Source organism: Pseudomonas sp. Eth.TT006 (assembly GCF_054456575.1).
The window spans coordinates 23150-38462 of record NZ_JBTJEN010000009.1 but is presented as its reverse complement, the minus strand read 5'-3'; the positions used below and the strand labels follow the sequence as shown (position 1 = coordinate 38462).

The window sequence follows — 15313 nt, the reverse complement described above, 5'->3', positions numbered from 1 at the left end:
AATTTGTTTAAGACCTCGTATTCTGACGAGCGAAAAGACTGCATCCGTCGATAACTGCCAGTTATCGAAATGACAATGGCGAAAGCATTTTCGGCGCTAGGGGTTAACTATGCCTGCGACAAACTTACGGACGGCAAAAATATATCAACCGCACATGTTAAAGCCGTTGATCGATCCAGTTATTTCAACGTTTATCAATAATTTCCCGGATAAACTTGTCGATCTGGTCAAACACTACGGATCGCCGCTGAATCTGGTTTGGCCGCACGCCTTTGCCTTGAATACACAAGCTTTAACGGCTGTGTTGAAACAGCACAATGTAGCGTGGGAAATCTTCTACGGCGCCAAGGCCAACAAGTCACAAAGCCTGCTCGGTGCCGCGGCCGATTCGGCAATCGGCGTCGATGTATCGAGTGTCCACGAATTGCAGGCGGCACTGCGAGCGGGTACGCCCGGCGCCCGAATCTGCGCCACCGGACCGGCGAAAACCGCCGTATTTCATCAGGCACTGGTAGAGGTTGGCGCGCTGATTTGCCTCGATTCACTGGAAGAGTTCGAGCACCTGCAAAGCGTGATCGAAGTACCCGCCAAAGCCAGGGTTTTACTGCGTTACAGGCCAACAAGCGCCGTCAAAAGCCGCTTTGGCATGGGCCCTGAAGACCTGCTCGAAGGTCTGCAAAGGCTGGCCCGACGCGCTGATATTTTTCATTTCGAGGGCTTTCATTTTCACTTGGGCGGCTATGGATTCGAATCCCGCGCGCAAGCGTTACGTGAGGTCAGCGGATTCGTTGAAGCGGCACGGGAAATGGGCTTGCAACCGCGCATGATCGATATCGGTGGCGGCTTGCCGATCCGCTATGTCGAGCCGCAGGCGTATGCCAACTTCCTGCAAAATGACAATAAGCCAAGCCATTACTCCAACCAGAAAGTGCCCGAGGCTTATTACCCATACGGCGCCGAATTGACGGCAGCACAATGGCTGGATTTATTACTCGACGCCGAACACTCGCCGGGGCTGAGCATTGCCAACTATTTGCAACGAGAGCATATAACCCTGGCGCTTGAGCCCGGCCGAAGTCTGGTCGACCAAGCGGCGATTTCCGTATTTCGCGTTACGCGCAGCAAACAGCTTGCCGATAACAAAACAGTCATTTTTGTCGAAGGCAGCAGTTTTAGCGCCTGTGAGACCTGGTTCACCTCGGAATATCTGGTGGATCCGATACTGATCAGCGCGCAAGACCCACCGCTTATTCCAACTCAAACCTTTATCGCCGGCCACAGTTGTCTGGACGATGATGTCATCACCCATCGCCTGATCAACTTTGCCACTGCACCACAGCCCGGCGACTTATTGATTTATATCAATACCGCCGGCTATCAAATGGACTTGCTGGAGAACGAGTTTCATCGCCACCCCCTGCCCCGGCGGCTGACGGCGACCTGCTGTACGGAAGGTAACTATATGTTTTCACCTGACTACTAAAGGGAACACTTGCAATGATATTGAACAAAGTCTCCGACCTTATTGGCAATACACCGATGTTGGGCATTGATATTCCCGACACTGATGCGCGTTTATTACTGAAGATTGAAAAGAACAATCCCGGCGGCAGTATCAAGGACCGCATGGCGCGCAACATGGTGCTGGCCGCGCTCAAGTCCGGTCGGCTGAAACCGGGTGGCGTGGTGGTCGAATCGTCCTCCGGCAATACCGGCATCGGGCTGGCCATGGCCGCCGTCGAATTCGGTCTGCATTTCATCGCCGTGGTCGATCATCACGCCGCCCAGGACAAAATCGCCGTGATGAAAGCGCTGGGCGCCGACATTCGTTTTGTCAAAGGCACTTATCGCGAAGATGAGGTCGCGGTGGTCGAGCGTCAGCAGATGGCCGCCGAACTGGCCGCGCAGATTCCTGGCGCGGTGTTCATGAACCAGTCCGACAACGCAGCGAATGCCGGCGGCTACAGCGACTTCGTGCGCGAAACCATTGCTCAGGCCGAGGGCGGAATCGGTGCCTATGTCGGTTGTGTCGGTACCGGCGGTTCGATGACCGGCATCGCGCGCGGCCTGAAAGTGCACAACCCGGACACCGTTACCGTGGGCGTGGAACCCGCTGGCTCGATCGTCTTCGGTCATCCCGGTTACCCCTATTACCAGTCAGGCACCGGCACACCGGCAGGCGACACCGTGGGTCTGGTGCTCGATTACAGCTGCATCGACCTCGGCGTGCAGGTCACCGACTCCCAGGCGTTCGAAACCGCCCGCTACTTCGCGCGCAACTTTGCCTTGCTGGTCGGCGGTTCGACCGGTGGCGCGATTTTCAAGGCGCTGGAGCTGATCCATAAAGGCGTGCTGAGCGGCAACGTGGTCGTGCCGATTGCCGACGGCGGCGAGAAGTACCTGCACACCGTGTTCGATGAGCAATGGCTGCAGGACCGCGACCTGGTTGATCCGACTATCGCCCCGCAACTGGACGCCTGGCTGGGCAAGACCCAATGGCTGGATTCCGTTTCCGCGCCGCTGCAACTGAGCGTCGCATGACCCACCTCTCACACAGGAACGCCTCTCGATGAATCTGTTGAAAGTCGCTATTTGCGGGGGTGGCAGGACCGGCCATCTCAACGCCATCCTGTTCAAGCAACTGCCCAATGTTCAGGTGTCGATGCTCACCAGCAATCTGGAGATCATCGAACAGCACGCCCGGCAAACGCCGATGCAGGCGCTGTTGCCCGACGGTTCCACGCTGCAGGCCCGGCTGGATCGGGTAACCACCGATGCCCGCGCCGCGGTCGAGGACGCCGACATCGTCATCATCACCGTGCCCGCCCACGTCCGGCCGCAATTGCTCAAGGACATCGCGCCGCATCTGAACGCCAGCAAACCGGTGTACATCGGCGCAATCCCGGGTTTCTGCGGCTTCGACTGGCTGGCCGAAGCCACCCTGCCCGACCGCCCGAACCTGGTGATCTGGGGCATGAAGGATGTGCCCCATACCGCTTTTGAATTGACGCCGGGACGCTCGATCAAAATGGGCGGCGGCAAAAGCCAACTGTATGTGGCGACCCATGCCCGAGAGCCACAGACCGCGCGCCGTCAGCTGGAGAAAATCCTCACTCGGCTGTACGGCCCGTGCGTGACGATGCTCGAAGACTATCTGGAAATCACCCTGACCCCGGGCAACCCGATCATGCACAGCTCGGTGATCTACGGGCTGATCGGCCCTTACGGTCAATGGCACCGCAAGATCTTCCCGCAGCGCATGTGCTGGTGGACCGAGTGCCCGGAGCTGGGCGCGTATTTCCTCGAACGCATGGACCAGGAGAGCCAGGAGCTGTGCGCGGTGATCAGCCAGCGCCTGGGCATCGACCTGTCCTCGGTCAAGTCGTTGAAACAGGAAATCAGCGAAGCCTACGGCGAGCAGATCCGCGACCCGAGCAGCATGCTCTCGATCCTGCGCACCAATCAGGCCTACAACGACATCCTCGCGCCCATGGTGCCGGCCGCCGACAACCGCGCCGGCTATGTGATCGAACGCGAGAGCCGCGCCTTCAACGAAGACGTGGCCTACGGCCTGGTGCTGCTGGTGGAAATGGCCCGGCGCTTCGACCTCAAGCTGCCCTACATCGAAGAAGTCCTGCAATGGAGCGTGGACTACATGAATGGCCTGCGCGACTCGGCGCTCGACTACTTCCCGCGCCAGTGGCCACGCACCACGAGTGCCGCCGCTTGAACCCTTTCAATCACTTTTTTCGACGAGCAGACCGCTGATATGGATGACTTCAAGACACTGATCGCCTACTCCCGCAAAAACGCCATGCGCCGCATGATTCGCTGCCTTTTCGCGGAAAACATCCTCGACCGGTCGGCGCTGGTTTTTTCCGCCGGGGGCAACCAGGCCACCTACCCGCTCAAGGGCGGCCGCGCGCATCTGGCCTTTAGCGATATCGTCAAAGCCCCGGCCGACACCGTACTCAATGACGGCGAGGTGGTGCTGGTCACCGACGAAGGCGTCCGCCAGACCATCACCAGCCACCAGGACATGCTCGATGTGCTGCGCGACAGCTTGGACTTCGCCCCCACCGACGAAGGCATGGCCGGGCTCAAGTCCGACATGGAAAACAGCCTGAGCAACGATGCGCATGCCCGCCAGCATCGCCAGCAATGGAATGCCCGGTTGCATCAGGCAGTCCGGGCGCAGGGTCTCGACAGCTTCACCGACTACCTGCGCCAGCACGCCAACACCAAGGACGCGGCGATCCTGCTGGATCAGTGGGGTTCGCTGGAAGGTCATCCGTTTTACCCGACGTGGAAAGCCCGGCCGGGCCTGACGGATGACGAAGTCGAGCAACTGTCGCCGGAGTTCAACGCGCAGGTGCCGTTACGCATTGCCTCGCTACGCGCCGAACACGCCAAAAGCGAAAGCATGCCGCATGTCACCAGCTACCACGACTGGTTCGCCAGCCATTTCCCGGCGCAATGGGAACAATGGAAAGCCGCGCTGCAGAGCAAGGGGCTGGACGAGCGCGAATGGCTGCCGCTGCCGATTCACGCCTGGCACCTGCAGGCCTATGTGCTGAAGACCTTCGCCGCGGAAATCGAACAAGGCATTCTGCTCACCGACGGCCCGGACATCAGCACTCTGCCAACCATGTCCTACCGCACCATGATGCCGGTGCTCGACGATTGCGCGCCGCTGATCAAGCTGCCGATTGCCGTGTGGATGACCAGCGAGTTGCGCAGCCTGCAAGCCAAATCGATTCACATGGGGCCGCGCATCAGCACGCTGATCACGCAGATTCTGCAGAAGGAAAACGGCTTCGACGGGCGCCTGGAAATCTTCCCGGAAGAGATCGGCGTGCGCTACCGCAACGCGGTCACCCAGGACGATCATCCCGGGCGTCACCTGTCCGTGGTCTACCGCGCCAGCCAGCCGGCGTTTGAACGCGACGACGGTTGCCTGCCGATTACCGTGGCATCATTGTTCACCCGCTTGCCCGGCAGCGGTCGTCCGTTGTTCACCGATCTGATCGAACGCAACGGCGTGCGGGCCACGGCGGCGCAGGTGGAAAACTGGTACCGCGAATACGCGAAAGTGGTCACGCATCCGGTGGTGGCGATCTATTTGATGTATGGCATCGGTCTGGAAGCGCATCAACAGAACACCATGGTGCTGTTCGCACCTGACGGCAAGCCGCGCGGTCTGCTGATCCGTGATTTCGGTGACGGCCGCACTTACGCGCCGTTGCTCGAAGGCCGTGGCTACAGCCTGCAACCGCACGTTCAGCCGGGTATCCTGCCCACCGTGTTCTCTGGCGATATCGAGCCGGTGCGCATGTTTGTCCTCGATGCCGCGTACCTCACGCACCTGCACGAGATGGCGATCTGGCTGAGCAAGGAGTACGGCTTGAACGACACGCGGCTGTGGCAGGTATTGCGCGAGGAAACCGATCTGGCCTTCGAGGCCGTGCGTGATCGCGTTTCGCCGCAGCTGTGGGAAGTCGAGCACAAGGCGTTCGTCGAAGATCCATGGCCGACCCGCTCGTTGCTGCGCATGCACTTGATGCAATACAGCAACTACCGTTTGCAACACACGTTGACCAACCCGCTCGCCAGCGTTTAACCGAGGCTGACTCATGTCCCATGCAGGTGTCATCCAGGGTTCGAGAGTACGAATCCTGATTTATCTTCTGTTTGCCATCCAGTTGGTGTCGATGGGGGCGATGGAAATGAGCGGGCCGTTCTGGCCTGTCCACCTGCGTGGGCTGACGACGTCCGAGTCGGTTTTCAGCTTCGCCAGCATCGCCGTGTACGTCGGGCCGATGCTCGGCATTATTCTGACCAGCGCATTCTGGGGCCGTATCGGCGACCGTTACGGCCACAAGTTGATGATGATCCGCGCCCTCGCCGGTTTGTCGTTGACCCAGCTTGGGCTGGCCCTGTTCAGTGACGTCTGGGTGATTCTGCTGCTGCGCTTTCTGCAGGGTGCTTTCGCCGGCTATATCGCTCCGGCGCAGGCGTATGGCGTGAGCATCGAGGCGCCTTCGCGGCGAGCGCGACTGTTTGCCATCCTGCAGATCTCGACCAACGTCGGCTCGTTGCTCGGCGCGGTGGTCGGCGGCTTGATCCTCGATTACGCGACATTCTTCTGGATCAACATCATCGCCTCGGCACTTTGTGCACTGTGCACGGTAATTGCCGCCGTGACCTTGCCCGACGTACCGCCGGTGAAGAAAGCCGCTGCGACTGAAAAAACCTCTCCCGCCAGCCGCGCGGGCAGCCTCTGGCAAGGCTCGCCGCTGCTGTCGCTGCTCGGGGTGATGGGTATTCTGTTGCTGGCGCGGATGCTGCCGCAGACCTCGTTTTCGCTGTATGTGAGTTCGGTATTCGAGGTCAGCAATTCGGTGGTCGGCCTGTGCTACGGTTTGCTCGCGCTGGGCTTCATTCTGTCGGCCACGGCGTGGTCGCGTTACTTCGAACACCGCAGCCAACAGGACACCCTGCAGCGCATGACCTACGTGGTGCTCGGCTGTATCGCCCTGACTGGGGTGGCGGGTGTCACGCGCAATCCGCTGGTGTTCGTCATGGCCTACTTTATCTGGGGCGTGTTGCTCGGTGCGACCACGCCGGTGCTGATGGCGCTGATCTCGAAAACCGCTGACAGCTCGCAACAGGGGCATGTGCTGGGCATCGCCCAGGGCACCGCGCAATTCGCCTCGATTGCGGGGATTTCCGCCGGCGGCCTGCTCAGTCAGGTCTACGGTTTGCAATACACCTATCTGTTCGTGTGCCTGGCCTACGCGGTGGCGCTGATTCCGATTGTCGCCCTGCGCTACTGGCCGGCGGCCCTGCAACCGAGCCCGGCCCCGCCCGCGGACTGATCAAGGAGGAGCTTGTGAACATTGACCAACTGCGCGCCGACACCCCGGCCGTGGCGCAACTGATCCACTTCAACAACGCCGGCGCGGCGCTGATGCCAACGCCGGTGATCAAGGCCATGACCCGCCATATTCAGCTCGAAGCGACGCTTGGCGGCTATGAAGCCGCCGCCCGGCAAGCCGCCGACGTGGAATACGTCTACGGCGCCATCGCGCGCTTGATCAACGCGCAACCCGACGAAATCGCCGTGATCGAAAACGCCACGCGAGCTTGGGACATGGCGTTCTATTCGCTGCCGTTGCGCTCAGGCGATGTGGTGCTGACCTCGACCACCGAGTACGCCGGTAACTACATTCCCTACTTGCAACTCAAGCAACAGCGCGGCATCGAGATTCGCGTCATTCCCAACGATGAACACGGTCAGGTCTCGTTGGCGGCGCTCAAGCACATGCTCGAGGATGATCGGGTGGCGCTGATCTCCCTGCCCGTGATCGCCACCAACGGCGGCCCGGTGCAGCCCATCGAACAGATCGGCGCCCTCGCCCGCGCCGCCGGCGTGCTGTTTCTGCTGGACGCCTGCCAGGGCGTCGGGCAAATGCCGCTCGATGTGCAAAAGATCGGTTGTCACCTGCTCGCTGCCACCAGTCGCAAATACCTGCGCGGGCCACGCGGCATGGGCTTTCTGTATGTCGAACGATCGCTGTGTCAAAACCTGGAGCCGGCGTTTCTCGACCTGCATGCGGCGACGTTGCAAACGCCGGACAGCTTCACTATTCGCCCCGACGCGCGGCGTTTCGAAAACTGGGAATGCAATGTCGCCGCCAAACTGGGCCTCGGTGCAGCGGCGGAATACGCGCTGGCGCAAGGCATCGAGCCGATGTGGCAGCGGATTCAGGCGCTGGCGGATTATCTGCGCCAACGTCTGGCAGAGATTCCGGACGTAATTCCCCAAGACCTGGGCGCAGTGAAATCCGGAATTGTGAGCTTCACCCATCGCCAGCGCAGTGCGGCGCATATCCAGCATTGGCTGGCGGCGCAGGACAAACGCATCAACGTGACGACTTCGCGGTTCAGTTCAACGCTGCTCGACATGCAACAGCGCAACCTGCAGGAAGTCAGTCGAGCGTCACTGCACGCGTACAACACCGAGGCGGAAATCGACACGATGATCGCTGCGCTGCACCAAATGGGCTGAGTCTGCAGCGGACACCAATCGTCGCTTGCGTCGCAGCCGCTTTGTAAACTAGCATTGGGAATACTTCTCAATTGCATGAAAATCTGCAGCCATGAGCGAATCCCTGCCCGCGAATCATCACCAACACCTGCGCGCGATCGAAGCGTTGTACAGCGGCCATCACGGCTGGCTTTACGCAACGCTGCGGAAAAAACTGGGAAACGCCATGGATGCGGCGGATCTGGCGCAGGACACCTTCACCCGCATTCTCGCTTCACCCGTCACCGTCATCGAACAACCGCGCGCCTACCTCAGCTGCGTGGCCAAGGGCATTCTGGTCAACTGGTACCAGCGCAAGGCACTGGAACGCGCGTATCTGGACGCCCTGGCACATGTGCCGGCACCGGAAGTGCCGTCGCCGGAATTGCGTTTGATGGTGCTCGAGACCCTGCACGAAATCGATGCCATGCTCGACGCCCTGCCGCCGCTGGTCAAACGCGCGTTCCTGCTGTCGCAGATCAGTGGCCTGAAATACGACGACATCGCCGCGCAACTGGGCGTGTCGCTGATCACCGTCAAGCGCTACATGAAGCAAGCCTTCGTCCAGTGCCTGTTGCTGGTGGAGTGAATGCTCACCCGCCGCAATACCCCGCCCCCGGCTCAGCAGGCACTTGAAGAAGCCGCCGACTGGCTGATTCGCTTCAGCGAAGGCGAGCTCAGTGACACCGAACGCGCCGAATGGGAATACTGGCAATCCAGCACACCCGAGCGCAGTCGGGCCTGGGCGCGGGCGCAGCTGTTGCAGAGCAAGCTCGGCGGTTTGCCGCCGTCGCTGGCGATGTCGGCACTGGACCGGCCAAACAGCCCGGAACGCCGCGCGGCGCTGGGCAAACTGGCAATGATCCTGGCGATCCTGCCTGCCGGCTGGGGCAGCTGGAAACTCGCCGAGTCGCAGCAATGGTCGGCGGACTATCGCACCGCCGTCGGCCAACGCCGCGAACTGACCCTCGCCGACGGTTCGCAGATCACCCTCAACACCGCCAGCGCCATCGACGTGCTGTTCGACGCCAACCAGCGCCTGATTCATTTGCGCGAAGGCGAAATTCTCGTGCAGACCGCGCCGGACAACAGCGCCTCGCCACGGCCTTTTCTGGTCAGCACCCGCCAGGGCCGAATGCAGGCACTGGGCACGCGGTTCACCGTGCGTGAACTGCAGCCGCGCACGCAGCTGGCGGTCCTCGAAGGCGCGGTGAAAGTGCAACTGGCAGACCAACGCCAGGGCACACCGCTGATCGTCAACGCCGGCCAACGCACCGACTTTTCAGCCAACAGCTTCGGCCAGCTCAGCGCGGTCGACCGCAACGCCGGCGCGTGGACGCAAGGTATGTTGATGGCCGACAAGATGCGTCTGGCGGATTTCGTCGCCGAACTGACGCGCTATCGCCGCGGTTTTGTGCGCCTCGATCCGGCGCTGGCCGATCTGCGCATTTCCGGGGCCTACCCGATCAGTGACACCCAACGCACCTTGAACATGCTCACGCAAACCTACCCGATTCTGGTCAGCGGCCACCTGAATGGCCTGTGGGTCATGCTGTCGCCAGCTTGAGCAAAAAAATATTGCCGAACCGGTGATACTTTTTCCGCGCTCGACTGGCTATTGGGGAGAAGAACTTTACCGTCCTGTTGATAGGTCCACCCATTCATGCCTGCTGCACGCCTTCTGCGTCCGGATCGCCGGTTCAAACCCGTTATGCGCAGTGCGTTGCTCAGCCTGGTTCTGTCCGCAGCCGTCAGCCCGTTGGTGCTGGCCGAAGCGCCGGTGCAGCTGGATGCGCAGGCGCTGCGAGCCTACAACATCGCCGCCGGACCGCTGGGCGCGACGCTGTCGAGCTTTGCCGTGGATGCCGGGATCGCCCTGTCGTTCCAGCCATCGTTGACCGACGGCCTGAGCAGCCCGGCGCTGATCGGCCGATTCTCGACCCGGCAGGCCGTCGAACGTCTGCTGGAAGGCAGTGGCCTGGACATGATTGCCCGCGGCGACGGCAGCTACACCCTGGTCCAGCGCCGGCTGACCCTGGAAGAAACCGCAATCATCGGCAGCGACCAACGCCACGCCGACGCCTTGCCTGCGGTGTATCCGGGTGGTCAGGTGGCGAGCGGCGGGCGTCTGGGGATCCTCGGCAATACCGACGTGATGGACGCGCCCTTCAGCATCAGCAGCTACACCTCGACGCTGATCAAGGATCAGCAAGCGGTTACCGTCGGCGATGTGCTTGAGCGCGACTCGTCGGTGCGCTCCACCGGACAGACCGGGGGCATCGTCGATTCGTTTTTCATCCGCGGGTTTCCGGTCGGCGAAGGCAATCTGGGTGAGCTGGCGTTCGATGGCGTCTACGGTGTGGCGCCCAACTACCGGGTGTTCACCGAGTACGCCGAACGCATCGAACTGGTCAAAGGCCCCGGCGCCCTGCTTTACGGCATGTCGCCGAACAACGCGGTCGGCGGCGTGATCAACGTGGTGCCCAAGCGTTCGCTCGACGAAGACCTGACCCGCGTCACCACTAGCTACGCAACGAATGCACAGCTCGGCGGCCACCTCGATGTCAGCCGGCGCTTTGGCGAGGAGCGCCGCTTTGGCGTGCGTATCAATGGCAGCACGCAACTGGGCGACACCGCCATCGACAATCAATCGCGGCATGTCGATATCGGCGCACTGTCCCTCGATTACCAAGGCGAGCGCCTGCGCAGCAGTTTCGACTGGCTCAATCAGGAAGAACGCTTCGACGCCGCCTCACGGCCGTTTTTGATCGCCCCGGGCGTGGACATCCCCTCGGCGGCCAATGGCCGGATCAATGTCAGCCAGGACTGGGGCTGGTCACGAACCCGCGACCAGTCGGCGCTGTTCAGCGGCGAATATGATTTGAGTGACGCGCTGACCGTGTTCGCCCATGCCGGCGGGGGTAAATCTGATGTGGCGCGGATGTCCGACCAGACCCCGAGCATCATCAATGCCGCTGGCGATACTTCTTCGACGCCCGGCTATTACAAGTTCGCAGTCGAGCGCTACACCGTCGATGCCGGTGCGCGCCTGCGCTTCGACACCGGGCCGATCAGTCACCGCACATCGCTGCAGATCAGCCGTTATCGGGATGAACTGTCGCGCGGGATCATTTCCGGCGCGCCGATCCTGTCGAATATCTATCACCCGGTGGACCGTCCGCAGCCGTATATCCCCAAGCCGGACACGCCGAAAGTCTCCGAAAGCGAACTGACTGGCGTGGCGCTGGCCGACACCCTGTCGGTGCTCGACGAGCGCGTGCAACTGACCCTCGGCGTGCGCCAGCAGAACATCAAGTCGGACAATTACAACGCCGCCGGAATCGTCACCACGTCCTACGACGACGGTCGCGCCACGCCGCTGTATGGCGTGGTGTTCAAGCCCTGGGACCATGTGTCGTTCTATTACAACTACATCGAAGGCCTGAGCAAAGGCGACATCGCGCCGTCCACCGCGAGCAACGCCGGCGAGATCTTCGCTCCCTACGTTTCCCGTCAACATGAGCTCGGGGTCAAGGCCGATTACGGCACGTTCACCTCCACGTTGTCGCTGTTCCAGATCACCAAGCCCAGCGGCGAACTGGCCGCCGGAGTGTTCTCGGTGCAGGGCGAACAGCGCAATCGCGGCCTCGAACTCAACGTATTCGGCGAAGTCGCCCCCGGTACGCGGTTGCTCGGTGGCGTGACCCTGCTCGATGCGCAACTGACCAAGACTTCGGTGGCGGCCAACCGTGGCAACAAACCGGTGGGTGTCCCGGAAGTGCAGGCCAACCTGTGGGCCGAATGGGATGCCTCATGGCTGGAAGGCCTGACCCTCACCGGTGGTGCGATCCACACCGGCAGCCAGTACGTGAACCAGGCCAACACGCAGAAGCTCGATGACTGGACGCGCTTCGACGTCGGCGCTCGCTACACCACGCGCATCGACGAGCGGCCGACGACGTTTCGCGCCACCGTGCAGAACGTTTTCGATCACGCCTACTGGTCGGGCGTCGCCTCCTACGGCGCGTTCTCCCAGGGTTCACCGCGCACGTTATTACTCTCGGCAACTGTCGATTTCTGAAACCTTCAGCCGGCCGGTGCTTTGAACCGTTGGCCGGTCTGACTTTGCAAAGGCTTTGAGCATGGTGATTTTCGATCGACGCAGCTCCACGCTGGCGATGCTGCTGATGGCAGGCGTGCTGGCGCTGCTTTCTCTGCTGCCGCGCATGGCGCACACCACCGAGGCAGATCCGGCGCGCACCGAGGTCACCGATCTGCTCGGGCGCAAGGTCAAGGTGCACCTGCCGGTGCGCCGGGTGATTCTCGGTGAAGGACGCCAGTTGTATCTGGTCGCCGCGCTGGACACGCAAAATCCACTGGAACGCATCGTCGGTTGGCGCAAGGACCTGATCCAGTCCGACCCGGACACCTACAACGCGTATCTGCGCACATTCCCCGCCATCGCCAAAATCCCTACCTTCGGCGGCTTTGAAGACGGCACCTTCGACATTGAGCAGGCGATCTCGCAACGCCCGGACGTGATCATCCTCAACGTCGAAGCGCAGCACGCCACCGAAGACGCGCGCTACATCGAAAAGCTCGACGCGCTGGGGATTCCGGTGGTCTACGTCGACTTTCGCAACAACCCGATGCAGAACACCGAGCCGACCATGCGCCTGTTCGGCCAGCTGTTCGGCAAGGAGCAGCGTGCGCAAGCGTTTATCGATTTCCGCAATCAGCAGATCCACCGCGTCACCGATGTCATCGCCAAACAACAGCCGACTCGCCCCAACGTGTTCATCGAGCGCATCGGCGGCTACACCGATGATTGCTGCCTGAGTTTCGGCAACGAGAACTTCGGCCTGTTCGTCGAGATGGCCGGCGGCAAAAACATTGCCAAGGGCATCATTCCGAGCACCTTCGGCCAGTTGAACCCGGAGCAAGTGATCGTCGCCAACCCGGACCAGGTGGTGGTTACCAGCGCCAACTGGGAAGCCTTTGCCCCCGGTGGCCACTGGGTCGGCGTCGGTCCCGGCGCGGACATGGCGCAGGCGCGGAAAAAGCTCGCCTGGTACACCCAACGCCCGGCCTACGCCGGGATCAAGGCGCAAGATACCCAGGCGTTTCACGCCATCTGGCATCAGTTCTACAACAGCCCCTATCAATTCGTCGCGATCCAGCAACTGGCGAAATGGTTTCACCCCGACCTGTTTGCCGATCTCGATCCGGACGCCTCATTCCGCGAACTGCATGAACGTTTTCTGCCGGTGCCGTATGAGTCCGGCTACTTTGTCAGCCTGCCTGCGCCGGAGGTCAAACCATGAGTTCGTTGACGGATGCGGTGGTTATCCAGCGCGAAGCCTATCGGCGTCTGGTGCTGCGCAAGCGCCTGATCCTCGCCGGACTGGTGTTGCTGTTGTTGTGCAGTGTGCTGCTCGATCTGGCCTTGGGGCCGGCGAGTTACAGCCTCAGCGAAGTGCTTGGTGCGCTGATTTCACCGGACAGCGCCTCGCCGCAGGTGCGCGTAGTGATGTGGGATATCCGTCTGCCGGTGGCGCTGATGGCGGTGGCCGTGGGCGCGGCGTTGTCGCTGGCCGGGGCGCAGATGCAGACCATCCTCAACAACCCGCTGGCCAGTCCGTTCACCCTGGGTATTTCCGCTGCCGCCGGGTTCGGCGCCGCGCTGGGGCTGGCCTTTGGCGTCGCCCTGTTCCCGCTGGCCGCGCAGTTCATGGTGCCGCTGAATGCGTTCATCATGGCCATGCTCTCGGCGCTGTTGATCCACTTCCTGAGCATGCGTCGCGGCGTCACTGCCGAGACCATCGTGCTGCTCGGTATCGCCTTGGTGTTCACCTTCAACGCGTTGTTGGCGCTGGTGCAATTCTTCGCCACCGAGCAAGCCGTGGCCGCTGTGGTGTTCTGGACCATGGGCAGCCTGACCAAAGCCACCTGGCCGAAACTCGGCGTGATCTGCGTGGTGATCCTGATCACCCTGCCGATTTTCGCCAAACGCGCATGGGCCTTGACCGCCCTGCGCCTGGGCGACGACAAGGCCGCCAGTTTCGGCATCAACGTGCGCCGCCTGCGCTTTCAGACGCTGATCATGGTCAGCCTGCTCGCCTCATTTCCCGTGGCGTTCGTCGGCACCATCGGTTTCATCGGACTGGTCGGCCCGCACATCGCGCGCATGCTGATCGGTGAAGACCAGCGCTTCTTCCTGCCCGCCTCGCTGCTGACCGGTGCGCTGATTCTGTCGGCGAGCTCGGTGGTCAGCAAAACCCTGATCCCCGGCGCGATCTTTCCGATCGGCGTGGTCACCTCGCTGATCGGCGTGCCGTTCTTTATTTCTCTGATTCTGGGCGGGAAGAAAAACTCATGGTGAAGCTGCAACTGGACAACCTCGGCGCGGGTTACGGCCAGCGCGAGATCATTCGCGAAGTCTCCACCGCGATGTTTTTCGGCGGCCAGGTGGTGGCCGTGGTCGGGCCGAACGCTGCGGGCAAGTCGACCCTGTTCAAACGCATGGCCGGGCTGATCGACGGCCCCGGGCAAGTGATCCTGCAGGATTCGCAGAAAGGTCATGCCGGCATCAGCTACATGCCGCAAGGACTCAACTCCAGCGCACGCCTGACCGTCTACGAGTCGGTGTTGCTGGCCCGCAAGCAGCTGTCGCCGGGCTGGGCGGTCAACGATGACGAGCTGAAGCTGGTCGACGAGATTCTCGCCGCGCTGGGCATCAGCGACCTGTCCTTCCGCAACCTTGGCGAACTCAGCGGCGGGCAACAACAGTTGGTGTCGATCGCACAGACACTGGTGCGCGAGCCGGAAGTGCTGCTGATGGACGAACCGACCAGCGCCCTCGACATGCATCGGCAGGTGCAGGTGCTGGACTTCATGCGCAGCCTGGCCCGGCGTCGCGAAGTCATCGTGTTCATCGCCATCCACGACCTCAACCAGGCGCTGCGTTTTGCCGATCAGGTGCTGGTGATCGCCGGCGGCACCACCCAGGGCAGCGGCCCGAGCAGCGAAGTGATTACCGAGCGCATGCTGCGTGAGGTATACAAGGTTAAGGCGCGTATCGAGCAGTGCAGCCGCGGGATGCCGCATATCCTCATTGATGATGTGGTGTGAACGCCGAGCCCTTCGCGCCAAGACACAGAACGCAAGCAGCGACTCGCCGCAATAGGATCAGGCAATCCTCCAAGACCAATCGGCATAGGTACG

The 15313-nt window shown here is 61.6% G+C and carries 12 protein-coding genes; all 12 read left to right on the top strand.

Annotated elements, in window-relative coordinates; translation table 11 throughout:
• The first annotated feature begins 109 nt into the window (after positions 1–109).
• Entirely contained in the window at positions 110–1483 is a 1374-nt protein-coding gene (locus ACXR0M_RS15820) for a Y4yA family PLP-dependent enzyme (protein WP_458832740.1), read from the top strand.
• Positions 1484–1497: 14 nt separating this feature from the next.
• Positions 1498–2541 (top strand): PLP-dependent cysteine synthase family protein, encoded by a 1044-nt coding sequence (locus tag ACXR0M_RS15815; RefSeq protein ID WP_458832739.1) that lies wholly within the window; start codon positions 1498–1500, stop codon positions 2539–2541.
• 28 nt (positions 2542–2569) lie between these two features.
• The gene (locus tag ACXR0M_RS15810; protein ID WP_458832738.1) at positions 2570–3730 is read left to right on the top strand and encodes an NAD/NADP octopine/nopaline dehydrogenase family protein; all 1161 of its coding nucleotides are present in this window, start codon (positions 2570–2572) and stop codon (positions 3728–3730) included.
• A gap of 39 nt (positions 3731–3769) precedes the next feature.
• Entirely contained in the window at positions 3770–5620 is a 1851-nt protein-coding gene (locus tag ACXR0M_RS15805; protein ID WP_458832737.1) for an IucA/IucC family protein, read from the top strand.
• Positions 5621–5633: 13 nt separating this feature from the next.
• The gene (locus ACXR0M_RS15800) at positions 5634–6878 is read left to right on the top strand and encodes an MFS transporter (protein ID WP_458832736.1); all 1245 of its coding nucleotides are present in this window, start codon (positions 5634–5636) and stop codon (positions 6876–6878) included.
• A gap of 14 nt (positions 6879–6892) precedes the next feature.
• Positions 6893–8071, top strand: coding sequence for an aminotransferase class V-fold PLP-dependent enzyme (locus tag ACXR0M_RS15795; protein ID WP_458832735.1), 1179 nt, complete (start codon positions 6893–6895; stop codon positions 8069–8071).
• Positions 8072–8162: 91 nt separating this feature from the next.
• Entirely contained in the window at positions 8163–8678 is a 516-nt protein-coding gene (locus ACXR0M_RS15790; RefSeq protein ID WP_458832734.1) for a sigma-70 family RNA polymerase sigma factor, read from the top strand.
• On the top strand, positions 8679–9656 hold the full coding sequence (locus tag ACXR0M_RS15785) for a FecR domain-containing protein (RefSeq protein WP_458832733.1): 978 nt from the start codon (positions 8679–8681) through the stop codon (positions 9654–9656). It abuts the gene before it with no gap.
• Positions 9657–9752: 96 nt separating this feature from the next.
• Positions 9753–12170, top strand: coding sequence for a TonB-dependent siderophore receptor (locus tag ACXR0M_RS15780; RefSeq protein ID WP_458832732.1), 2418 nt, complete (start codon positions 9753–9755; stop codon positions 12168–12170).
• A 61-nt stretch (positions 12171–12231) separates the two neighbouring features.
• Positions 12232–13413 carry an ABC transporter substrate-binding protein gene (locus ACXR0M_RS15775; RefSeq protein ID WP_458832731.1) on the top strand — a complete coding sequence of 394 codons (1182 nt, stop codon included), beginning with the start codon at positions 12232–12234 and terminating at the stop codon, positions 13411–13413.
• Positions 13410–14471: a FecCD family ABC transporter permease gene (locus ACXR0M_RS15770; RefSeq protein WP_458832730.1), complete on the top strand. Its 1062-nt coding sequence runs from the start codon at positions 13410–13412 to the stop codon at positions 14469–14471. The genes ACXR0M_RS15775 and ACXR0M_RS15770 overlap by 4 nt, the downstream gene beginning before the upstream one ends.
• On the top strand, positions 14465–15220 hold the full coding sequence (locus tag ACXR0M_RS15765; RefSeq protein WP_458832729.1) for an ABC transporter ATP-binding protein: 756 nt from the start codon (positions 14465–14467) through the stop codon (positions 15218–15220). Before ACXR0M_RS15770 ends, ACXR0M_RS15765 begins: the two co-directional genes overlap by 7 nt.
• Positions 15221–15313: the final 93 nt, after the last annotated feature.

Bases quoted from the DNA above. Each gene is read 5' to 3' on its own strand.
- ACXR0M_RS15820 (WP_458832740.1), top strand. From the start codon at position 110: ATGCCTGCGACAAACTTACGGACGGCAAAAATATATCAACCGCACATG.
- ACXR0M_RS15815 (WP_458832739.1), top strand. From the start codon at position 1,498: ATGATATTGAACAAAGTCTCCGACCTTATTGGCAATACACCGATGTTG.
- ACXR0M_RS15810 (WP_458832738.1), top strand. From the start codon at position 2,570: ATGAATCTGTTGAAAGTCGCTATTTGCGGGGGTGGCAGGACCGGCCAT.
- ACXR0M_RS15805 (WP_458832737.1), top strand. From the start codon at position 3,770: ATGGATGACTTCAAGACACTGATCGCCTACTCCCGCAAAAACGCCATG.
- ACXR0M_RS15800 (WP_458832736.1), top strand. From the start codon at position 5,634: ATGTCCCATGCAGGTGTCATCCAGGGTTCGAGAGTACGAATCCTGATT.
- ACXR0M_RS15790 (WP_458832734.1), top strand. From the start codon at position 8,163: ATGAGCGAATCCCTGCCCGCGAATCATCACCAACACCTGCGCGCGATC.
- ACXR0M_RS15785 (WP_458832733.1), top strand. From the start codon at position 8,679: ATGCTCACCCGCCGCAATACCCCGCCCCCGGCTCAGCAGGCACTTGAA.
- ACXR0M_RS15780 (WP_458832732.1), top strand. From the start codon at position 9,753: ATGCCTGCTGCACGCCTTCTGCGTCCGGATCGCCGGTTCAAACCCGTT.
- ACXR0M_RS15775 (WP_458832731.1), top strand. From the start codon at position 12,232: ATGGTGATTTTCGATCGACGCAGCTCCACGCTGGCGATGCTGCTGATG.
- ACXR0M_RS15770 (WP_458832730.1), top strand. From the start codon at position 13,410: ATGAGTTCGTTGACGGATGCGGTGGTTATCCAGCGCGAAGCCTATCGG.
- ACXR0M_RS15765 (WP_458832729.1), top strand. From the start codon at position 14,465: ATGGTGAAGCTGCAACTGGACAACCTCGGCGCGGGTTACGGCCAGCGC.